Consider the following 20,442-nt stretch of genomic DNA (forward strand, 5'->3'; position numbering starts at 1 on the left):
CGATGGACGTGCCCATGCAAAACGATCAGGCCCTGACCCGTGACAGCCTTTTCGGCACCGCTGCCGAAAGCACCTACGCCGGGATAACCAGTTTCATGCGCCGGCGCTACAGCCGCGACCTGCGCGGCGTGGACGTGGCGGTCAGCGGTGTGCCGTTCGACACCGCCACCAGCAACCGTCCGGGCGCACGTTTCGGGCCGCGCGGGATTCGTGCGGCGTCCACCGGGATTGCCTGGGAACGCCACTGGCCGTGGGCGTTCGACCCGTTCGATCATCTGGCGGTGATCGACTACGGCGATTGCGACTTCGATTACGGCTCGCCGCACACCATTCCGGAAAGTATCGAGGCTCACGCCGAGCACATCCTCAGCTCCGGCAGCGCGATGCTCACCTTTGGCGGCGATCACTTCATCAGCTATCCGCTGCTCAAGGCCCATGCGCGCAAGCACGGCACGCTGTCGCTGATCCACTTCGACGCCCACAGCGACACCTGGCCGGACGAGGGCGGCAAGCGGGTCGATCACGGCACCATGTTCTGGCACGCGGCGCGGGAAGGGCTGGTGGATCCGGCGCGCTCGGTGCAGATCGGTTTGCGCACCACCAACGACGATCATCAGGGTTTTCAGGTGTTGGACGCGCGGCAGGTGCATCGCCGTGGCTGCGAAGCGATTGTCGAGTCCATTCGCGCGCGGGTCGGCGATAACCCGGTGTACCTGACGTTCGACATCGATTGCCTCGATCCGGCCTTCGCACCTGGCACCGGGACCCCGGTGTGTGGCGGCCTGAGCACGGTGCAGGCGCTGGAGATCCTTGGCGGCCTGCGCGGGATCAATCTGGTGGGCATGGACGTGGTGGAAGTGGCCCCGGCCTACGACCACGCGGACGTGACGTCGCTGGCGGCGGCAACCCTGGCCATGGAGATGCTTTGCCTGTACGCGGCCCGGCACAAAGTCGACGCGTGATCCCCTCCGAGCCTGGTGAAAGCTCCTGACAATTTCTGACACCAGGCTCTGCTAAGCTCCGGCAAATTTTTGCCCGGAGCCGCACACCGTGTCGCGAACCACTCGTCTGTTGACCCTGCTGCAAGTGTTGCGCGGCAAGAAGCGCCCGGTGACCGCCGCGACGCTGGCCTCCGAGCTGGAAATTTCCGAACGCACCCTCTATCGCGACATTGCCGAACTGACCGCACTCGGGGCGCCGATCCATGGCGAGGCGGGCATCGGTTATGTGCTGCGCAGCGGTCTGTTTCTGCCACCGCTGATGCTCAACGCCGACGAGACCGAAGCCATCGTGCTGGGCCTGCGTTATGTCGATCAGCGCGGTGACGAGGTACTGAGCAAGGCTGCGGCGGATGCACTGGCAAAAATTGCGGCAGTGCTGGACCCGCAGGCCCAGGAAGCGCTGCGCAATCCGACCGTCATGCCCGGGCCGCCGGGTTACGGTTTTCCGCAAAACGCAGTACCGTTGAACGTTTTCCGTCACGCGATTCGCGATCAGGCCAAGCTGCACATCGATTACGCCGATGCGCAGCAGGTGCAAAGCCAGCGCTTGATCTGGCCACTGGCGCTGGGCTTTCTCAATGAGGTGCGAATCATCGTCGCGTGGTGTGAATTGCGCGGCGCCTATCGCACGTTTCGCACCGACCGGATTGCCGCCGCCAGCCTGCAGGGCGAGCGCTATCCGGGGCGTCGCAGCGACCTGTTGCGCACCTGGCAGCGGCAGATGCAACTGGATGAAAACGGGCGCTTCACTCCTGACAGGAACTGACGCAGGGCTGTTCTAGGATGGCGACAGAACCCGAAAAAGGAGCTGTAATCATGTTCCATCCCACCTCGATACTCGCCCCGGCCATCGTTGAGTACATCAACGCCGCCAATGCTCGCGATACGTCCCGGGTCGGCAGTTTTTTTGCCGAGGATGCCCATGTGTTCGACGAAGGTCATCATCAGGTCGGCCCGCAGGCCATCGCCAACTGGATGCAAGACACCGCCCAGCGCTATCAGCCACGGGTCGAAGTGCTCGGCGTCCAGCAGCGCACCGGCAAGGTGCTGGTGCAAGGGCTGATCTCCGGAACGTTCCCCGGCAGCCCGCTGGAGCTGCGTTACACGTTCCGGCTCAACGAACAGGGCAAAATCGCTCGGCTGGATATTTCCCTGTAGCCATCGTGGCATACTGCCGCGCATGACTTTCGACTCCCCCCTGAGCGCCTGGCAATACGCCGTCGACCACAAGGGCTTCATCCAGGATGAAGCCCAGGAACACGCGGTCTGGGCCTTGCAAAAATGCCATGAAGCCCTGCACGCCGGTGCCCGTTCGGTCACCGGCGTTTACCTGTGGGGCCCGGTCGGGCGCGGCAAGACCTGGCTGATGGACCAGTTCCACCAAAGCCTGCGGGTGCCGGCGCGGCGGCAGCACTTTCATCACTTCATGGGCTGGGTCCATCAGCGCTCATTTCAATTGACCGGGATCGCCGATCCATTGCGGGCCCTGGCCCGTGAGCTGGCGGCCGAAGTGCGAGTGCTGTGTTTCGATGAGCTGTTCGTCAACGACATCGGCGACGCAATCATTCTCGGGCGCTTGTTTCAGGTAATGTTCGACGAAGGCGTGGTGGTGGTCTGCACCTCCAACCTGCCGCCGGATCAGCTGTATGCCGACGGCTTCAACCGCGACCGCTTCCTGCCAGCGATCACCGCGATCAAGCAGCACATGCAAGTGGTCGCGGTGAATGGCGCCGAAGATCACCGATTGCATCCCGGCGCCATCGAGCAGCGCTACTGGGTCGCCACTTCGGGGCAGGAGAGCGCGCTAAGCCAGGTCTTCGACGCCTTGGCCGACGGGCAAACCGTCAGCGCCGAACCGGTGCCGGTCGGTTATCGCGCCCTGAACGTGGTACAGGCCAGCGATTCAGTGCTGTGGTGCCGTTACGCCGAGCTGTGCGAGCAACCGTTCGCGGCCATGGGCTTCATTGCGCTGTGCGACACCTACCGGGCTATCCTGTTGAGCGAGGTGCCGAACCTCAGCGCGAAAAAACGCGAAGGAAGGATCGCCCGAGGCACCGAGGACGGCGCGGAGCGGGTGGTGGCCGGTGATCGCGAATTGCCGCAGTTGTCGGTGCATGACGACGGCGTGCGCCGCTTTATTGCGCTGGTCGACGAGTGCTACGACCGCAAGGTGCCGCTGTACATCGAGGCCGAAGTGCCGATGGACGCGCTGTACACCGAGGGCTACCTGGAATTTCCGTTCCGCCGGACCCTCAGCCGCTTGCAGGAGATGCAACTGCAACGCTTCGCCGAGACCTGAAAACACGGAGGGCGCGACATGACTCAGCCACTGTCCCACCATTTGCTGACCATGGCTTATCAGAACGCCTGGGCCAACCATCGACTGGCCAAGGCCTGGAGCCAGCTCGACGACGCGCAGCTGGCGGCGCCACGGGTGAGTTTCTTCCCGAGCATCCGCCTGACCCTCAATCACATCCTCACCTGCGACTGGTTCTACGTCGACGCGCTGGAACGCGAGTTGCGCGGCGACGAACCGCATCCCGATTGCTACGTGTTCTTCAATGCCGACGAGCCCTTCACCGAGGCGCAGGCCTTGCGCCGTGAACAGACTCATGTCGACCGTCGGCTGATCGCCTACTGCGAGCAACTGCGCGATGCCGATCTGGGGCGCATCGTGACCATTGCCCGCGACACGCCGCAGCACGACAGCCGCTTGCGGATGATTTCCCACCTCTTTGAACACCAGATCCATCATCGGGGCCAGGTCCACGCGATGCTTAGCGGTACCTCGGTGAAGCCGCCGCAACTGGACGAGTTTTTCTGTGCCGGCGAGTCCGGTTTGCGAGCCGAGGATTTCGCCGAGCTGGGCTGGACCGAAGAACTCATCTGGGGGCATTGAAAACGCCGGGTTGTCGCCGGGACCTGCCTCGCGCTAAGGTCGCCGAGCCTATCAGCGTGTATCAAACGCGCCGGGGCCCCGTGCGATCGAGGAAGGAAATGGATTCCGCAGAAATTCTTGTGCTTCAAGCCAGTTACACCAACCCGGTGCATGCCGAGGCCATCGGTGTGGTGCTCAATCATTACGCCGAAGACCCAATGGGCGGCGGCCATCCCATTGCCCCGGAACTGTTGCAGCAACTGCCCGCAGAACTGGCCAAGCGGCCCCACGCGTTCAGCGTCCTGGCCTTTGTCGGCGGCGAGCCGGCGGGGCTGGTGAACTGCTTTGAAGGGTTTTCCACGTTTGCCTGCAAGCCGCTGGTCAATGTGCACGACGTGTCGGTGGTGACGAAGTTTCGCGGTCTGGGGTTGAGTCAGAAAATGCTGCGCAAGGTCGAGGACATCGCCCGTCAGCGTGGTTGCTGCAAGATCACCCTGGAAGTACTTGAAGGCAACGCCGTGGCGCAAAACTCTTATGCCAAATTCGGCTTCGCGCCGGGCATGTTCGACCCGAATCACGGTCGCATGCTGTTCTGGATCAAGGATCTGCAGGCGTAAAAAAAGGCGCCCGGAAAGGGCGCCCAAACTGTCATCTGCGGGGCCAGAGCAGAGCCATCGCAGGTCCATCGGTAAAGCGTTCGCTCAAGGGCGATAGGACTCGGTGACCTGGGCGGTCTGGTCGTCCGGAACCTTGAGTTCATTGGTCTTCGCCTCAGCCTGCTGACTTTGTGCGGAATGAACCGGGAAATTGGCCCAGTAATGTCTCATGCGCTCGGCGCCGCCTTCGGCGAATGCGCTGGCGGATGCGAGGGTGAGTAGACCTGCAAGGATTGCAGTCGTGGTTTTCATGGTGCCTCCTACGAAAAATGTCGGAGCCGTTCATCCATGAATCAGGTCCTCGGGGCGCAGTGTCCGTCGAGGGCATTAACAAGCGGTTAACGCTCGTTCAGTGTAGGTTTTACCGGGTGTTTCCACGGCGTATCGGACGAACGCTGCACGCGTGAATGACGCGTGCAGGTCGCAAGGGAAGGGCGTCAGAGTTTCCAGTCGAGGCTCAGCGTCACGGTGCGAGGATCGCCCCAGAACACGCCATTGTAGAAACCGACGTTGTCGTAATACTTCTTGTCGAACAGGTTGTCGACGTTGAGGGATGCCGACAGGTGTTTGTCGAACTCGTAGCGCGACATCAGCTTGACCACCGTGTAGGCGTCCTGACTGATCCGCGCACGCTCGGTGATGATCCGGCCATTGGCGCCGCGCCCGACCGGGCGGTTGGAATTGCCGTAGACGTCGCTCTGCCAGTTCACCGCGCCGCCCACGGTCAGGGCATTCCAGTTGCCCGGCAGGCGATAGGCCGTGGAAAGGCGGAACATATTCAGCGGCTGGTTGGTGTTGGTGCGATTCTTCTCGCCGTTGACCGAGTGGGTGTAGGTGTAACCGGCGGTCATGTTCCAGCCTTCGAGAACTTCGCCCGAGACCTCGGCCTCGAAACCGTTGACCTTGTTGCCTTTGCCACCGGACTTGTAGAACTCCTCCAGGGTCACCGGATCCGGCGGCACCGAGTCATCCACTTCGGCGACGTTGTCCTGTTTGCTCCAGAAAATGGCCGTGGCCAGGTTCAGGCGCTCGTCCAGCAGGCTGCCCTTGAGCCCGACTTCATAATTGCTGCCGACGATCGGCTCGATGAACTTGCGGTTGGCGTCGCGGTAGGTCTGCGGCTTGAAGATGTCGGTGTAGCTGACGTAAACGGTGTACTCCGGCGTCAGGTCGTACAACAGGCCGGCGTAGGGCGTCCACATGTCATTGTGCTGCTGACTTGTGGCGTCGACCTTCTCCAGCTGCAGATTATCGTCGAAGGTGTTGGCGGTCTTCGATGCCTTCCAGCTGCCGTAACGGGTGCCGAGTACGGCGTGCAAGTCGTCCGTCAGGCTCAGACGGGTGGCCAGGTAACCGGCCTTCTGGCGCGTGCTGTCTTTTGAGCTGGTGAGCCCGGTCACCGTGTCAGGGAATTTGGCGATGTCGCTCATGTACTTCCAGTCGCGGATGGTGGCGTAGTTGCGGGCAATTGCGCCGTCAACGGTGTAGGGCGAGCTGGAGCTGCGTTCGGCTTCGCCATAGCCGATCATCATCTGATGTTCGCGACCCAGCAGCGAATAGGGGCCGGACAGGTTGAAGTCATAGGCCTTCATGCGCTGCGGGCCGATCATGTGCGAGGTGTAGGCGGTCATGCCGCTGCGATCGGGCTCGGGGAAACCGGCGCCGGCGTAGTAGACCTTGCCGTCGGTGTCGCTCTTGCGATGGGTGTAGGCGGCTTTCAGGTGCCAGTCGCCCGCCAGGGCCTGATCGAGGGTGGCGAACGCGGTCTTGTCCCGCAGAGGCCAGGAGCTCCAGGGCGTGGCCATGTTGGTCGAACGCCCGAGGCTGGCCTTGCTGCCGTCTGCGTTCCAGTACGGCAGGGTGCCCCAAGAGGAGCCTTGCACCTGTTTGTCCTGATAGTCGTAACCGACCGCCAGCACGGTGGAATCGGTCAGATCCGCTTCGAGGATGCCGTAGCCGACTTCCCGTTGCAGGGCGTACTTGTCGCGAAACGATCCCTGGTCGCGGTAGGCCAGCACGCTGCGACCGCGCAGGCGCCCGTCGAACGCCAGTGGGCCGCCGACATCGACATAGCTGTAGTAGTCGTCATAGCTGCCGCCGCTGGCACCGGCCTGGGCCTGCCATTGTACGGTCGGGCGTTTGCGGACCATGTTGATGGTCGCCGACGGATCGCCTGCGCCGGTGGTCAGGCCGGTGGCGCCGCGCACGACTTCGATGCGGTCGTAGATGATGGTGTCCGAGTCGGACTTCATGTACTGGAAGGTGTTGAGCATCCCGTCGATCTGGAAGTTGTTGATCGAGTAGCCGCGGGACGAATAGCTGACCCGGTCCGAGTCGTTGTGCTGCACCACGATGCCGGTTGTCTGGCTCATGGCTTCAGACAATGTACCGAGCTTGAAATCATCCATCTGCTGGCGGGTGACCACGGACACCGATTGCGGAGTTTCCTTGATCGACAGATTCAACCGCGTGGCCGTGCTCATGGCGCCGGTGGTGTAGGCATCGGTGTTCTCGGTGTTGCTGCCCAGGCCTTGGGCGGTGACGCTGGTCGAGGCCAGTTCGAGTGCCGTGCCGGCGGGCTCGGGCGGCTTTTCGGCGGCGGTTTCAGCCAGCAGATCCGGGCTCAGTGCAACACTGCACAGGCCGAGGGTGAGGGTCATGGAACGGGTGATGGGCGCGAACATCGCAGCCGACTCCTTGTCTTCGAGGGAAAAATTCCGTTTGCTCAAAGACGAAGGTGAGCGGTGCGATTTAGTGTCAAACGAGAAACATTGTTATTTGAAGATGTTTCAGTTGCATGAAAGAAGGGCCGTTTCCGGCCCTTTTTGTTACTCCTGCAGCACCACTTCTGTGGTCGTGGCCGCGGGTTTTTTGGGCTTCATCAAACTGAAATCGATCAGGGCCCGCTGTTCGCGTTCGTAAGGGTTGCCGATCAACAATGGGCGCGGCTTGAAACTGTCGCTGACCAGGCTCTTGCTGCGATCCAGTTCATCGAAACTCAAACCTGCCAGATCCGCCCAGGTGTGGATCAGGTGCGAGCTGCTGTACGGCCGGCTCAGATCCCCGGCAAAGCTCCAGTCGTGGTTTTCGCGCCACTTCGGCGACGCCCAGGCCATGAACGGAATGGTGTACATCGGCGCCGTCGGCTTGTTTTCGTTGCGGCCCAGGGTGCCGTGGCCCACCGAGTCGAACACGTCTTCACCGTGGTCGGAGAGGTACAGCAAAAAGCCGTTCGGATCGGATTTGGCGTAGTCCTTGATCAGGCTCGAGACCACGAAATCGTTGTACAGCACCGCATTGTCGTAGCTGTTGTAGGTCGGCACCTGATCGTCACGCACGCCGGCCGGAACGCCGTTGCGATCCTGGAACTTGTCGAAGCTCGGCGGATAACGGTACTGGTAGCTCATATGCGTACCGAGCAGATGCACGACGATCAGCTTGCGCGGTGCCGCGTCGGCCAGGGCCTTGTTGAACGGCTCGATCACGTCGCCATCGTACTGGGCGGCGTTCTGGTTGCGGTTGTTGTTCAGGTACACCTGTTCGTCGGCCTGTTCGGAGAAGGTCGTGAGCATGGTGTTGCGTTTGGTCATGGTCTGCTGGTTGGTGATCCAGAAGGTCTTGTAGCCGGCCTGTTTCATCATGCTGACCAAGGACGGCGTGGACAGGTACAGATCCGGATTTTCTTCGTCGGCGAAGGTCAGCACCTGTTGCAGCGCCTCGATGGTGTAAGGGCGCGGGGTGATGACGTTGTCGAAGATCGACAGCTGATCCTTGAGCTTGTCCAGCTCCGGCGTGGTTTTACGCGGATAGCCGTAGAGGCTCATGCGCTGGCGGTTGGTGGATTCGCCGATCACCAGCACCAGGGTCGCCGGCTGGTTGGCACCCGAGTCCTTGAGATTATGCAGCGGCGGGATTTTGCTCGCGCTGTGCAACATGCCCTGCATTTCGCCCAAGGTGTCGAGATAGCGGTGATACGCCACTGCCATCTGCCAAGGCACTGCCGGCTCGATACGGGTTTCGAATTTTTCGAAACCGCCGGCGAAGCTGCCGGTGCGCATCGTCTGCTTGACCAGCGGATAACCGATCACGGCCACCAGGATCGCCATGGCGGCGACGAACGCCCGGCCACGGGGCAGGTAAACCGGACGCAGGCGTGTCCACAGGAAATACGCGAACGCGGTGTGCGCGAGGAACGCCGGGATCATCCACCAGGCAAAGTACTGGGTCATGTACTCGCCGGCTTCGGACACGTTCGACTCGAACATGATGAAAATCACGCTCTGGGAGAATTCCTGCTGGTAGATGAAGAAGTAACCCAGGCTGGCCATCGAACAGGCCCACAGCACCACGCCGATCAACGCGGCGAGCAGACGGGTGCGCTTGGGGAACAGCAACATCGGCGCGAGCCACACGGCGCTCATCACGAAGGCCTGGCGGAACCCGGTGAACCCTGAGGTGCCCGTCAACTGGATCAGCAGTTGGGTGATACCGGAGAAGTACCAGAAAAACACGAACAGCCAGATCAAACCGGCCCAGTCGAAACCTGTCGCAGTCGTATTGCTGCGTTTGAACACCGCCATTCAGCACTCCAGCTCTGTCGTCACATCCAACGCCGGGCGCCACTTGAAAACGGCGCATGAAACCGACGAACGGAGGCCATGCGCAGACACGCACGGCCAGAATGCGCCGGAGTATCAACAAGGCAATGTGAAAACTTTGTTAGTTGCTGAAAGCGGTCGGGGGAGGTTCAGTATGTCGGGAACAGCTGAGGCCGTTCCCGAATCGGGCAGGGCGGATCAGGCGTGCGGCGAGCGTTGTACGCGTGGCAGGGGCTGTGGCTCGGCGCCCTGGGTCAGCAGGCGCAATTGCGCGAGTTCCTGCTTGAGCTGGTCGCGTTCATCTTTCAACTGACGCAATTCATCGCGACGGATGGTGACGTACAGGGTTTGTGGCGGCATTGCTGTGTGTACTGTGCCCATTGCTCACCTCGCAAATGGCGTGTCTCAACTGCAGATCAGCCCCCGGTCTGGAGCCTTGATCTGCTATCGGCGCCGATTTTGGTTTCTTTTGCTCGTGATTGGAACTTTTTTATTTTTCATGGTCGTTGTGTCTTCGGCACGTTTCCCGACGTTATCAGTCTGGATCGGGCACAATGCCCGGAAACTTCACACCGACGCTCTGGACTAAGCTCCATGAGTCACGTTGGGCTATAACCTTTGACACACTTTTATTTGTAGTAAGGAGCATCAGCACATGCAACTCGGGATTATTGGACTGGGCCGCATGGGCGGCAATATTGCGCGACGTCTGATGCTCAACGGTCACACCACCGTTGTTTACGACCGCAATACCGCCTTTGTCGACACCCTGGCCGCCGAGGGCTCTACCGGCGTCGCCGATCTGCCTGCACTGGTCGCAGGGCTGGCCAAGCCGCGTGCGGTGTGGGTCATGCTGCCGGCGGGCGCACCGACTGAAGACACCATCGAAACCCTGAGCAATCTGCTCGAGGCGGGCGACACCATCATCGATGGCGGCAACACCAACTATAAGGACGACATCCGCCGGGCCAAGACCCTGGCCGAGAAAGGCCTGCACTACATCGACGTCGGCACCTCCGGCGGCGTCTGGGGCCTGGAGCGCGGTTACTGCATGATGATCGGCGGCGATGCCGAGACCGTTAAGCGTCTGGACCCGCTGTTCGCCGCACTGGCGCCGGGCATGGGCGACATCCCGCGCACCAAGGACCGCAAGTCCGATGACCACCGTGCCGAGCACGGCTACATCCACGCCGGTCCTGCCGGTGCCGGTCACTTCGTGAAGATGATTCACAACGGGATCGAGTACGGCATGATGGCGGCCTTCGCCGAAGGCTTCGACATCCTCAAGACCAAGTCCAGCGAGCTTCTGCCGGAAGATCAGCGTTTCGACCTGAACGTGGCCGACATCGCCGAAGTCTGGCGTCGTGGCAGCGTGGTGTCGTCGTGGCTGCTCGACCTGACCGCCGATGCCCTGGCGGTCGACCCGAAACTCGACGGTTTCTCGGGCTCCGTGGCCGACAGCGGCGAAGGTCAGTGGACCATCGAAGCGGCTATGGAACAAAAGGTGCCGGTACCGGTGCTGTCCAACTCACTGTTCTCGCGCTACCGCTCCCGCGGTCAGGGCACGTTCGGTGACAAGATCCTCTCGGCCCAGCGCTTCGGCTTCGGCGGCCACGTAGAGACTGCGAAGAAATGACCCATACGATCCGCAGAAAATCCAAGGCAGAACCCGCACCACCGACCACGCTGTTTTTGTTCGGTGCCCACGGCGACCTGGTCAAGCGCTTGCTGATGCCGGCGCTGTACAACCTCAGTCGCGACGGCTTGCTTGACGAAAATCTGCGGATCGTTGGCGTTGACCACAACGCCATTACCGATGAAGCCTTCGCGCAAAAGCTCGAAGACTTCATCCGCACCGAAGTGGCAGCCAAGGTCGGCAAGGGCGATCAGATGCTTGATCCGGCCTTGTGGGCCAAGCTCGCCAAGGGCATCAGCTACGTCCAGGGTGACTTCCTGGACGACAGCACTTATTCAGCGCTGGCGGCGAAAATCGCCGACAGCGGCACTGGCAATGCGGTGTTCTACCTGGCCACCGCGCCACGTTTCTTCAGCGAAGTGGTGCGTCGCCTCGGCGCCGCGAAACTGCTGGAAGAAACCCCGGAAGCCTTCAGAAGGGTAGTGATCGAAAAACCGTTCGGCTCCGACCTGCAAACCGCCGAGGCGTTGAACGCCTGCCTGCTCAAGGTCATGTCGGAAAAGCAGATCTACCGGATCGATCACTATCTGGGCAAGGAAACCGTGCAGAACATTCTGGTCAGCCGGTTTTCCAACAGCCTGTTCGAAGCGTTCTGGAACAATCACTACATCGACCACGTGCAGATCACCGCCGCCGAAACCGTCGGCGTCGAAACCCGTGGCAGTTTTTACGAACACACCGGCGCCCTGCGGGACATGGTGCCCAATCACCTGTTCCAGTTGCTGGCCATGGTGGCGATGGAGCCGCCGGCCGCGTTCGGCGCCGATGCGGTGCGGGGCGAGAAGGCCAAGGTAGTCGGCGCGATCCGGCCCTGGACCACCGAGGAAGCACGGGAAAACTCGGTGCGCGGTCAATACGGTGCCGGTGAAGTCGCAGGCAAACCGGTGGCCGGTTATCGCGATGAAAACAACGTCTCCCCAGAAAGCACCACGGAAACCTACGTGGCGCTGAAAGTGATGATCGACAACTGGCGCTGGGTCGGCGTGCCGTTCTATCTGCGCACCGGCAAGCGCATGAGCGTGCGCGATACCGAGATCGTCATCTGCTTCAAACCGGCGCCGTATGCGCAGTTCCGGGATACCGAGGTCGACGAATTGCAGCCGACCTACCTGCGTATCCAGATCCAGCCCAACGAAGGCATGTGGTTCGACCTGCTGGCCAAGCGGCCGGGGCCGGCGCTGAACATGGCCAACATCGAACTGGGCTTCGCCTACAAGGACTTCTTTGAAATGCAGCCGTCCACCGGCTACGAAACCCTGATCTACGACTGCCTGACCGGTGACCAGACGCTGTTCCAGCGCGCTGACAACATCGAGAACGGCTGGCGTGCGGTGCAGCCGTTCCTCGACGCCTGGCAACAGGACGCGAGCGTGCAGAGTTACGCCGCTGGCGAAGACGGGCCGAAAGCCGCCGATGACCTGCTGACTCGCGATGGTCGCGTCTGGCATGGTCTGGGATGAGCGAGCCGATCCGTTTTCTGTTGAGTGACATGGACGGCACGCTGTTGCTGCCCGATCACAGCCTTAGCCAGCGCACCATTGACGCGGTTTGTTCACTGCGCGAGGCGGGCGTGTTGTTCAGCCTCGCCACCGGGCGTCCGCCCAAAGCCATGTTGCAACAGATCGAAGCCCTGGGCGTGGATCTGCCGACGGCGGCGTTCAACGGCGGCACGATCGTCAATCCGGACGGCAGTATTCTGGTCGCTCATTACTTGCCGGCCACGGCAGCGTTGACCGCACTGGCGCTGTTTGCCGATCAGCCGGAGGTCGAAATCTGGGTGTTCAGTGGCGGCGACTGGCTGCTCAAGGATCCGCACGGGCCGATGGTGCCGCGAGAGCAGCACGGGCTTGGTTATCCGCCGGTGGTGGTGGAGAGCTTCGAGCCGTATCTGGAGCGCATCGACAAGATTGTGGCGACCAGCAACAACACTGAGCTGCTGATCGAGCTGGAGGCGCAGTTGCTGCCGAAGGTCGAGGGCATGGCGCAGGTGTCGCGCTCGCAACCGGTGTATCTGGACGTCACGGCGCTGGAGGCCAACAAGGGCGCGGCTCTGACAACTATTGCTGCCCATCTCGGTGTGCCGCTGGCGCAGACGGCGGCGATTGGCGATGGCGGCAATGATCCGGCGATGTTCCATGTCGCCGGTTTGGCGATTGCCATGGGACAGGCCGAGGACGCGGTGAAGCGTCAGGCCGATGTGGTGACCGGGCCGAACACCGAAGATGGCGTGGCGCAGGCCATCGAGAAATACATTTTGCCGCGCTGATACATGCATGAAAAAACGGGAGCCTCAGGGCTCCCGTTGTTGTTTTTACAGCCAGTAGCTCACGGCATACCAGCCCAGCAATCCCATCACGATGGTGTAGGGCAATGCCATCCACACCATTCGTCCGTAGGACAACCGTACCAGCGGCGCAATCGCCGACGTCAGCAGAAACAGGAACGCCGCCTGGCCATTGGGTGTGGCCACGCTCGGCAGGTTGGTGCCGGTGTTGATCGCAATCGCCAGTGTCTCGAAATGCTCGCGGCTCATGTGTCCGGACAGGAACGCCTGTTTCACCTCGGTGATGTAGATCGTGGCGACGAACACGTTGTCACTGATGGCCGATAACAGGCCGTTGGCAATAAACAGCATCCCCGGCTGCTGATCGGCCGGCAATGTCAGTACCCACTGAATCAACGGCGCGAACAGTTGCTGATCGTGAATCACCGCCACCACGGCGAAGAACACCACCAGCAGCGAAGTGAACGGCATCGCATCCTTGAAGGCATTGCCCAGACGATGCTCGTCGGTAATGCCGCTGAAGGCCGTGATCAGCACAATCACCATCAGGCCGATCAGGCCGACTTCGGCGATATGGAACGCCAGCCCGGCGATCAGGATCAGCGCAGCGCAGCCTTGCACCAGCAGGGCGGCGCGCTGGCGCGGGGTACGTTCGGCATTGTCTTCGGCGGCGTAGTTGGCCAGCACGGCACGTACGTTGTCCGGCAGCAGCGTGCCGTAACCGAACCAGCGCAGTTTCTCCAACAGCAGGCAGGTCACCAGTCCCGCAAGCAGAACCGGCAGTGAAACCGGTGCGACTTTTTGGAAGAATTCGGCGAAGTGCCAACCCATTTCGTGGCCGATCAAAAGGTTCTGCGGTTCGCCAACCAGGGTGCAGACGCCGCCCAGCGCGGTGCCGACAGCGCCGTGCATCAACAGACTGCGCAAGAAGGCGCGAAACTGTTCCAGGTCATCATGATGCAACTGGGGCAGATGCTGGTCATCGCTGAATTCGCTGTCCTGGCGCGGGTCGTTGCCGGAGGCCACCCGGTGGTAAACCGAATAGAAGCCTACAGCGGCACTGATGATCACTGCGGTCACGGTCAGAGCGTCAAGAAACGCCGAAAGAAATGCCGACAAAAAGCAGAACATCAGGGCCAGCAGCGCCTTCGAACGCACGCCCAGCAACAGACGCGAGAACAGGAACAGCAGCAGGTCTTTCATGAAGTAGATGCCGGCGACCATGAACATCAGCAGCAGAATCACCGGGAAATTGTGCTGCAGCTCTTCGTACAGCGCCTGAGGCGTGGTCATTTTCAGCAGCAGCGCTTCGATCAGCAGCAAGCCACCGGGCATCAGCGGGTAGCACTTGAGCGCCATGGCCAGGGTGAAAATGAACTCGATCACCAGCAACCAGCCGGCCGCGACCGGGCCGACAGTCCACAGCACCAGTGCGTTGAGAATCAGAAACCCGACGATGCACGCCTTGTACCAGCGGGGCGAATGCCCGAGAAAGTTGTGCGCGAACGCCTGAGCCATCGAACCGGACATCGGTTGCTCCTTGTTTTAAGAAGCACGCAAGTTGCCGTAAGCGATGGGCAAGATCAAGTGTGAGAAGGTTCGCATCAGTGATTCAGATAACGCGCGACCAGTGCGCGGTAGTTGCCATCCAGCGAATAGCCGCCAACCAGAATGCCACCGTCAGGCTGTATCGCCAGTGAAGTGGCGGTATCGAGGCTGCGCCCCAGTCGTGTGCGCAACCAGCCATTACCCGATCCGAAGCCTCGATCAAGGCTGCCGCTCGCCAGATAGCGAGCGACGATGAAGTCGGCTTCAACTCCGCCGATCGTTGCACCGACCGCGATGATGCGCCCGTCCGGCATCACCTGCGCTGCACTCCATTGGCAGCCGCTGGGAGCGATTTCCAGCAGGTGCGGCTGACCACCGTTGCAGTGCAGGTCGGGACGGCCGTTGCCATGGACGGACAGGGCCATGCATCGAATCGGATCGCGGCTACTGCCAAAACAATGCAAATGCTCCGTCGATGCGATGACCTGATTGACCAGCGCACTGTGCCCTTGGGCCTTGAAGGCCATGAAACCGTCCACCGCAAAACGTTCATCGAGCCGGCCGTCCGGCAGATAGCGGGCGAGCAGCCCTTCCTGTGGGAAATCGATGGAGCCGCCCACCACGATTCTGCCGTCTTCTTGCAATAGCAGAGCGCCGAGCCAGGTATTGAGCAGCAAGTGGCGAACCATGACGAAACCACGCCCGTTGAACGATGGATCGAGGTTGCCATCGGGTTTGAGGCGGATCAGCATGCCGACGTGATCGGCGAGTTCGAAGTGATGGTTGGCGATCAGCAGGATATGCCCGTCGGGCTGCACTGCAAAATCGCAGGCTTCGGCGCCCGGAACACCTGGCGGCAACCAGGCATCGCGGGTGCCCATGGACAGATCGCCGGGCAGGCGGACAATTTGCCGGCCATTGTCACCGAAGTCCGGATCGGGTCGACCTTGAGTGTCGAACAGGGCCAGGGCAGGCAGAGTGCGATGCTCTGATTCGTAGTGCAGGCCGGCCAGCAGAATTCGTCCGTCGGGCAAGACCTGAACCTTGCTGCCGGTGGCCTCGAAACCGGCGGCGAACCGGCCGATCACGCTGCCTTGAAAGCCGAACCCCAGATCCGCCGAGCCATCTTCAAGCAGGCGCGCCAGGCCGTAACGACTGCCCTGCGCAGTGCCGACCTTGGCGGCGACCAGTATTCGGCCTTGCGCATCAAGCGCCACACTTTGAGTCAGGCTGGACGTACTTCCGGCGAAGTAAACCTGCGCCACACCGTTGCTGGAAAAGGTCTTGTCGAGTTGTCCGGCGTTATTCGCTAGCGTCGGGAGCGCTATGGCGATCTGGGATGACATGCATGCTTCTCCTTGCGAGTCGACCGATTTCCGGGAGGCGGAACGGGTAACTGCATGAGCGAAACATTCAATCCCTGAATACGCGTAAGTACAACTGACAGAACTAACAGGTGGAGGGTCGCACTGTGCCAGAACAGTGTCTTTTTGAACCAGTCGCAAGCCTGCCAAGTATCGAGGCGCGAAAGTATTGAGGAAAGTTGTACAAAAAGACTGAAGCTGGAAAGGGAATACGCAACTAACAGAAGAGGGCGGATGACTTGAACGTCATCCGCATTGCCCGCAAATATCAGTGTGGCATCGACCAGGATTGCAACGCATAACCTTCTTCGCTCAGTTCGGCGCGGGCCTGTTGCAGCAGGTGTTCTAGTTGCGCCGGATCGGAGTAGGCGCTGCTCGGGATCTGGGTGCGACCGATGTGGGAATTGGTCCGGTCGATAACGGTCAGGCTCAGTTCGCCATTGCCATCTTGTGGGGCCCAGGCGACGCATTGAAAAGGTTTAAATGCGCGGTTGGCAATCAAAAGAGCTTCGTTGATACGGAGCGGGGCGGTCATGGGGTCTTCTCTCTATTAGTGCCCAATCAAGTGATCGGCCGTCGGTTGGGCTTACCGTGCGGCGAGTTACTTGTACTGATGCACGCAACCCGCTGGCGGGTCACACAGAATCTGAAGAAATTTCGACTTTCTTTCATACACTCAATATTCAGACAGGTTTTGAAAGCCTGGCGAAAGATTCAAGTCGATAGCTAACTAATAAAGCGGCTTCTTATAACTGCTTCACTTGTACACCTATAAGCAATCGATACAAGACGCCGTCAAATTCTTGCTAATGTAACAGTCAGGTTTGCCAAATGACTGTTTTTACGATCATTTCCTTAAATTTGGCGCCAAGGAACAGTCATGAATGAAGCGCCTGCCTTAAGACGTTTATTGGTCGTCGACCCCTGCGACGATTGTCACCGATTGTTGCCGGGTTTACGTGCCGTGGGTTGGGACGTCGACAGTTGCAGCCTGGAAAATGCCGCCGACCGAAGTTGTGATGTCGGACTGTTGCGGTTGCAGCCTTTTCATCTGGAACGTCCCGAAGCCGTCAAAGAGCTGATCAGCCGCAGCGGGACCGAATGGATCGCCGTATTGAATCAGGAAGTGTTGCGCTTGCAGAATGTCGGCGATTTCGTCTGCGAGTGGTTTTTCGATTTCCATACGTTGCCGTTCGACGTGTCACGGGTGCAAGTCACCCTCGGCCGGGCGTTCGGCATGGCACGCCTGCGCGGTCAGGGCACGATTCACGTCGATCAGCCCGAACATGAGCTGCTGGGCGACAGCAAACCGATCCGCGAGCTGCGCAAACTGTTGAGCAAACTGGCGCCCACCGAGTCGCCAGTGCTTATTCGCGGCGAAAGCGGGACCGGTAAAGAGCTCGTCGCCCGCACTCTGCACCGACAGTCGCAACGCCACAGCAAACCCTTCGTGGCGATCAACTGCGGTGCGATTCCCGAGCATTTGATCCAGTCCGAACTGTTCGGCCATGAGAAAGGCGCGTTCACTGGCGCCCATCAGCGCAAGGTCGGCCGAATCGAAGCCGCTAACGGCGGCACGTTGTTTCTCGATGAAATCGGCGATCTGCCGCTGGAGCTGCAAGCCAATCTGCTGCGTTTCCTTCAGGAAAAACACATTGAACGGGTCGGCGGCAGTCAACCGATCCCGGTGGATGTGCGGGTATTGGCGGCGACTCACGTCGACCTTGAAGCTGCCATCGAGAAAAAGCGTTTTCGTGAGGACTTGTACTACCGGCTCAATGTGCTGCAGGTGGTGACCGCGCCGTTACGCGATCGTCACGGCGACCTGTCGATGCTGGCCAACCATTTCTCCCATTTCTACAGCCACGAAACCGGCCGTCGCCCGCGCAGCTTCAGTGAAGACGCGCTGATCGCCATGGGCAAGCATGACTGGCCGGGCAATGTCCGGGAGTTGGCCAACCGTGTGCGCCGAGGTCTGGTGCTGGCCGAAGGGCGACAGATCGAGGCGCGTGACCTGGGGCTGATCAGCCAGCAGTCGATCGCGGCACCGATGGGTACGCTTGAAGATTACAAGACCCGCGCCGAACGCCAGGCGTTGTGCGATGTATTGAACCGGCACAGCGACAATCTCAGCGTTGCCGCCAAAGTGCTGGGGGTTTCCCGGCCGACTTTCTACCGTTTGCTGCACAAGCACCAGATCCGCTAGGGCGCGGCGCTTCCCGGCCGCGGGAAGCTGAAAAGGCCCGCTGCGATGCAAGTCGCAGCGGGCCTTTTCATGTGTGGCAGTTAGAAGTAGTACGGGAATTTCAGACTGAAGGAGAAGTCCGGAGCATCGTCCGTCATGCCGATGGACAGGTTGGGCACGATGGTCAGGTTGTCGGTGGCCGCGATGGTCATGCCGACGTTGAAGTAACCGGCGTTGGCGTCGCTGGACACCACCGATTCCCAATCCCCGCCATCCTGTTTCAGCTTGCTCTTGCGTTGCACCAGGTCAGAGACGGAGAACGACATACTCATCTTCTCGTTCAGTGCAAAGGCAACACCTGCGCCAATCTGGAAGCTGTCGCCGATGCGTACCTTGCCCGGGTTTTTCTGGTTGACGGTCGAACTGATGTCGTCGAACGATTCCTCGAAGTTATGGGTGTAGGACAGACTGCCGAACAACACGGCCGGGTCAAACGTCTTGACCAGCGAGATGCCCGGGGTGATCGACCAGACGCCGTTGCCGGTGGGCAGGGTGTCAGGCACGAACAGGTTCGAGTTGGCATCGGTCTGGCGCAGCTTGATCCCGAATGGATCCTTGCCCGTTGGCGCCTTGACCCGCAAGGAAACCACGGCGTCCGGGGTGTTGACCGACTCGTCCAGGAACTTGTAGGCGATGCCGAAGTTGACGTCGCCGATAGTCGGGTCGCGACTGACGTCCTGTTCGGTGGTGACGTTGGAGGCGCCTCCGTTGCCGCCGCCGGACTGATAGGTCGACTCACGGTAGACCACTGGCACGTTCAGGTCGAACTGCCAACGGTTGTCAAAGTTGTAGCGTCCCGTCAGGTCGAGGGTCCAGGTATCGGCCTTGATCCGGTCGAGGTTGATGTTGCCCAGAAAGATCGAGTCCAGGGCGAGGAAGCCGTTGAGGATCAGTTGACGGGTGTCGTAGCGTGAATAGGTCACGCCGGTTTCAAAGCTGAACTTGCCGCCGCCAAAGAAGCCGCTGGCTTCGTCGTACAGGTTGGACACACTCTGTGCCGGTTGCGAATCATCGGCCAGCGACTGGCCATAAGATGCGCCACTACCCCCAGCTGCGCCCCCCGACGCTGCTGCAGCCCCGGTGCCGGTGGCGACCCGGTTGCCTTTCATGTCCGAAGGCGATTTGGCCAGGCGTTTTGGGGGAGGGGAAGCGGGTTGGTCTTCGACCTGGCGGACCCGTTGTTCGAGCACCGCCAGGGCTTTCTGTTGTACTTCGTATCGTTGTTTAAGCTCCAAAAGTTCCTGTTTCAGGGCTTCCACATCTGCGTCGGGTGCTGCTTGCAGCATCGCCGCAGGTAGTAGAGTACTCAAACATACAGCGGCACGCAGTGATACTGATCGATACATGAATAAGCCGTCCCTTTAAGCCCAATGATCGAGACTCAGCGTAGTTCAATATCCGATATTGCGTAGTGCCCTGAGTTGAGTCAGGTTGCAGTCCAGTGCGCCGGCACTCATGCCGTTATTGTTAAGGACAACGTTGAGTTGTGTCAGGTTGTTGACTACGTTTGCGTTACCCAGCAAGCGGGTGTTTTGCAGCAGTCCGCCCTGGGCGACCTGTTGCAAGGCTGTACCCTGATTGCCGGAGGCCTGAATGGCCATTTGCACACCGCCATTTGTGGCCGAAACTGCGACGCTGCCGGCACCGTTGCTGCCGGATATGGTCTGGCCGGCCATCAAGGCCTGACCCTGGGCAGGCATCAGTGCAGGTGCCTGACTGGCTTCTTTGACGTTGATCGCAACGTTGTTGTAGGCGGAGTTGCCGTCGCCAGCGGCGCGCACACTCTGCGTCACGCCCTGGCTGGAGTTGAGTCCCGCGCCACCCACGACCGAGCCAGTCCCCAGTTCCGGGGTACTGCCATTGCCGTGTTCCTTGATGGTCGAGACATAGAATTCAGGTTTGACCGAAGCGGCCTGCAATTGCATCGTGGCCGAGGCCCCGATCAGATCTCCACTGGCGTTGCGCCAGGTACTGCTCATGACGACACCGAAGCTGATTATCCGGCCCGGCATGACATAGCGACCGCGTAGCTCAGCGAGTTCCTGGTCCTTGATTTCAATGGGTTTGAATCCTGCATTGGCATAGCCTGATGCGCTCGCTGCCAGGCAGGCGGCGGCCAGCCAGTATGAGGTTTTCATCTGCTGCTCCCGGGACATCCAGCCCCACTCTTGT

The 20,442-nt window shown here is 60.5% G+C and carries 19 protein-coding genes; 10 read left to right on the top strand and 9 right to left on the bottom strand.

Going from position 1 to position 20,442, the window contains the following annotated elements; all coding sequences use genetic code 11:
• Positions 1-2: 2 nt before the first annotated feature.
• The 6 genes from speB to QR290_RS14840 all read left to right on the top strand — a co-directional run bounded on the left by speB (position 3) and on the right by QR290_RS14840 (position 4,496).
• Positions 3-962, top strand: a complete 960-nt coding sequence (gene speB / locus QR290_RS14815; protein WP_115077844.1) for an agmatinase — start codon at positions 3-5, stop codon at positions 960-962.
• An 88-nt stretch (positions 963-1,050) separates the two neighbouring features.
• Positions 1,051-1,767, top strand: coding sequence for a helix-turn-helix transcriptional regulator (locus QR290_RS14820; RefSeq protein ID WP_115077845.1), 717 nt, complete (start codon positions 1,051-1,053; stop codon positions 1,765-1,767).
• A gap of 50 nt (positions 1,768-1,817) precedes the next feature.
• Positions 1,818-2,159, top strand: a complete 342-nt coding sequence (locus QR290_RS14825) for a nuclear transport factor 2 family protein (RefSeq protein WP_007957516.1) — start codon at positions 1,818-1,820, stop codon at positions 2,157-2,159.
• Between the two features lie 22 nt (positions 2,160-2,181).
• Positions 2,182-3,300 carry a cell division protein ZapE gene (gene zapE, locus QR290_RS14830; protein ID WP_289202911.1) on the top strand — a complete coding sequence of 373 codons (1,119 nt, stop codon included), beginning with the start codon at positions 2,182-2,184 and terminating at the stop codon, positions 3,298-3,300.
• Positions 3,301-3,318: 18 nt separating this feature from the next.
• The gene (locus tag QR290_RS14835) at positions 3,319-3,900 is read left to right on the top strand and encodes a DinB family protein (protein WP_115077847.1); all 582 of its coding nucleotides are present in this window, start codon (positions 3,319-3,321) and stop codon (positions 3,898-3,900) included.
• A 98-nt stretch (positions 3,901-3,998) separates the two neighbouring features.
• A complete protein-coding gene (locus QR290_RS14840) occupies positions 3,999-4,496 on the top strand; it encodes a GNAT family N-acetyltransferase (RefSeq protein WP_115077848.1) in 498 nt (165 codons plus the stop codon).
• Positions 4,497-4,580: 84 nt separating this feature from the next.
• Here the strand turns inward: QR290_RS14840 and QR290_RS14845 are convergent, their stop codons facing one another.
• The 4 genes from QR290_RS14845 to QR290_RS14860 form a co-directional block, all read right to left on the bottom strand.
• Positions 4,581-4,787, bottom strand: a complete 207-nt coding sequence (locus tag QR290_RS14845; RefSeq protein WP_085603949.1) for a hypothetical protein — start codon at positions 4,785-4,787, stop codon at positions 4,581-4,583.
• A gap of 185 nt (positions 4,788-4,972) precedes the next feature.
• Positions 4,973-7,219 carry a TonB-dependent siderophore receptor gene (locus QR290_RS14850; RefSeq protein ID WP_115077849.1) on the bottom strand — a complete coding sequence of 749 codons (2,247 nt, stop codon included), beginning with the start codon at positions 7,217-7,219 and terminating at the stop codon, positions 4,973-4,975.
• Between the two features lie 144 nt (positions 7,220-7,363).
• A complete protein-coding gene (locus QR290_RS14855; protein WP_115077850.1) occupies positions 7,364-9,115 on the bottom strand; it encodes a phosphoethanolamine transferase CptA in 1,752 nt (583 codons plus the stop codon).
• A 216-nt stretch (positions 9,116-9,331) separates the two neighbouring features.
• Positions 9,332-9,514, bottom strand: a complete 183-nt coding sequence (locus tag QR290_RS14860) for a DUF6026 family protein (RefSeq protein ID WP_007957508.1) — start codon at positions 9,512-9,514, stop codon at positions 9,332-9,334.
• Between the two features lie 274 nt (positions 9,515-9,788).
• On the opposite strand from QR290_RS14860, the gene gnd reads away from it, so the two are divergent.
• Genes gnd through QR290_RS14875 form a run of 3 tightly spaced genes read left to right on the top strand, consistent with a single transcriptional unit; the run spans position 9,789 to position 13,095 of the window.
• Positions 9,789-10,769, top strand: a complete 981-nt coding sequence (gene gnd / locus QR290_RS14865) for a phosphogluconate dehydrogenase (NAD(+)-dependent, decarboxylating) (protein WP_289202912.1) — start codon at positions 9,789-9,791, stop codon at positions 10,767-10,769.
• On the top strand, positions 10,766-12,289 hold the full coding sequence (gene zwf, locus QR290_RS14870) for a glucose-6-phosphate dehydrogenase (RefSeq protein WP_115077852.1): 1,524 nt from the start codon (positions 10,766-10,768) through the stop codon (positions 12,287-12,289). The genes gnd and zwf overlap by 4 nt, the downstream gene beginning before the upstream one ends.
• Positions 12,286-13,095 (top strand): HAD family hydrolase, encoded by an 810-nt coding sequence (locus QR290_RS14875; protein ID WP_289202913.1) that lies wholly within the window; start codon positions 12,286-12,288, stop codon positions 13,093-13,095. Before zwf ends, QR290_RS14875 begins: the two co-directional genes overlap by 4 nt.
• A gap of 45 nt (positions 13,096-13,140) precedes the next feature.
• Here the strand turns inward: QR290_RS14875 and nhaB are convergent, their stop codons facing one another.
• The 3 genes from nhaB to QR290_RS14890 form a co-directional block, all read right to left on the bottom strand.
• Positions 13,141-14,643, bottom strand: a complete 1,503-nt coding sequence (gene nhaB / locus QR290_RS14880; protein WP_115077854.1) for a sodium/proton antiporter NhaB — start codon at positions 14,641-14,643, stop codon at positions 13,141-13,143.
• A 74-nt stretch (positions 14,644-14,717) separates the two neighbouring features.
• Entirely contained in the window at positions 14,718-16,007 is a 1,290-nt protein-coding gene (locus QR290_RS14885) for a hypothetical protein (RefSeq protein ID WP_289202914.1), read from the bottom strand.
• Between the two features lie 286 nt (positions 16,008-16,293).
• Complete coding sequence (locus tag QR290_RS14890; protein WP_085683766.1) at positions 16,294-16,560, bottom strand: hypothetical protein; 267 nt, start codon at positions 16,558-16,560, stop codon at positions 16,294-16,296.
• A 345-nt stretch (positions 16,561-16,905) separates the two neighbouring features.
• Here QR290_RS14890 and QR290_RS14895 point away from each other — a divergent pair, with 345 nt between their 5' ends.
• On the top strand, positions 16,906-18,231 hold the full coding sequence (locus QR290_RS14895; RefSeq protein ID WP_115077856.1) for a sigma-54 dependent transcriptional regulator: 1,326 nt from the start codon (positions 16,906-16,908) through the stop codon (positions 18,229-18,231).
• Positions 18,232-18,311: 80 nt separating this feature from the next.
• Here QR290_RS14895 and QR290_RS14900 read toward each other — a convergent pair whose 3' ends face one another.
• Together QR290_RS14900 and QR290_RS14905 are read right to left on the bottom strand one after the other, a co-directional pair.
• The gene (locus QR290_RS14900) at positions 18,312-19,616 is read right to left on the bottom strand and encodes a transporter (protein WP_115077857.1); all 1,305 of its coding nucleotides are present in this window, start codon (positions 19,614-19,616) and stop codon (positions 18,312-18,314) included.
• A 45-nt stretch (positions 19,617-19,661) separates the two neighbouring features.
• A complete protein-coding gene (locus tag QR290_RS14905; protein WP_007957478.1) occupies positions 19,662-20,408 on the bottom strand; it encodes a hypothetical protein in 747 nt (248 codons plus the stop codon).
• Positions 20,409-20,442 lie beyond the last annotated feature (34 nt).

The sequence above is a fragment of the Pseudomonas fluorescens genome, from assembly GCF_030344995.1.
In the GTDB taxonomy this organism is placed as follows: domain Bacteria; phylum Pseudomonadota; class Gammaproteobacteria; order Pseudomonadales; family Pseudomonadaceae; genus Aquipseudomonas; species Aquipseudomonas fluorescens_BF.

Excerpts from the sequence above, each read along its gene's own strand:
- speB (WP_115077844.1), top strand. The coding sequence starts at position 3 with ATGGACGTGCCCATGCAAAACGATCAGGCCCTGACCCGTGACAGCCTT.
- QR290_RS14825 (WP_007957516.1), top strand. The coding sequence starts at position 1,818 with ATGTTCCATCCCACCTCGATACTCGCCCCGGCCATCGTTGAGTACATC.
- zapE (WP_289202911.1), top strand. The coding sequence starts at position 2,182 with ATGACTTTCGACTCCCCCCTGAGCGCCTGGCAATACGCCGTCGACCAC.
- QR290_RS14835 (WP_115077847.1), top strand. The coding sequence starts at position 3,319 with ATGACTCAGCCACTGTCCCACCATTTGCTGACCATGGCTTATCAGAAC.
- QR290_RS14840 (WP_115077848.1), top strand. The coding sequence starts at position 3,999 with ATGGATTCCGCAGAAATTCTTGTGCTTCAAGCCAGTTACACCAACCCG.
- QR290_RS14845 (WP_085603949.1), bottom strand. The coding sequence starts at position 4,787 with ATGAAAACCACGACTGCAATCCTTGCAGGTCTACTCACCCTCGCATCC.
- QR290_RS14850 (WP_115077849.1), bottom strand. The coding sequence starts at position 7,219 with ATGTTCGCGCCCATCACCCGTTCCATGACCCTCACCCTCGGCCTGTGC.
- QR290_RS14855 (WP_115077850.1), bottom strand. The coding sequence starts at position 9,115 with ATGGCGGTGTTCAAACGCAGCAATACGACTGCGACAGGTTTCGACTGG.
- QR290_RS14860 (WP_007957508.1), bottom strand. The coding sequence starts at position 9,514 with ATGGGCACAGTACACACAGCAATGCCGCCACAAACCCTGTACGTCACC.
- gnd (WP_289202912.1), top strand. The coding sequence starts at position 9,789 with ATGCAACTCGGGATTATTGGACTGGGCCGCATGGGCGGCAATATTGCG.
- zwf (WP_115077852.1), top strand. The coding sequence starts at position 10,766 with ATGACCCATACGATCCGCAGAAAATCCAAGGCAGAACCCGCACCACCG.
- QR290_RS14875 (WP_289202913.1), top strand. The coding sequence starts at position 12,286 with ATGAGCGAGCCGATCCGTTTTCTGTTGAGTGACATGGACGGCACGCTG.
- nhaB (WP_115077854.1), bottom strand. The coding sequence starts at position 14,643 with ATGTCCGGTTCGATGGCTCAGGCGTTCGCGCACAACTTTCTCGGGCAT.
- QR290_RS14885 (WP_289202914.1), bottom strand. The coding sequence starts at position 16,007 with ATGTCATCCCAGATCGCCATAGCGCTCCCGACGCTAGCGAATAACGCC.
- QR290_RS14890 (WP_085683766.1), bottom strand. The coding sequence starts at position 16,560 with ATGACCGCCCCGCTCCGTATCAACGAAGCTCTTTTGATTGCCAACCGC.
- QR290_RS14895 (WP_115077856.1), top strand. The coding sequence starts at position 16,906 with ATGAATGAAGCGCCTGCCTTAAGACGTTTATTGGTCGTCGACCCCTGC.
- QR290_RS14900 (WP_115077857.1), bottom strand. The coding sequence starts at position 19,616 with ATGTATCGATCAGTATCACTGCGTGCCGCTGTATGTTTGAGTACTCTA.
- QR290_RS14905 (WP_007957478.1), bottom strand. The coding sequence starts at position 20,408 with ATGAAAACCTCATACTGGCTGGCCGCCGCCTGCCTGGCAGCGAGCGCA.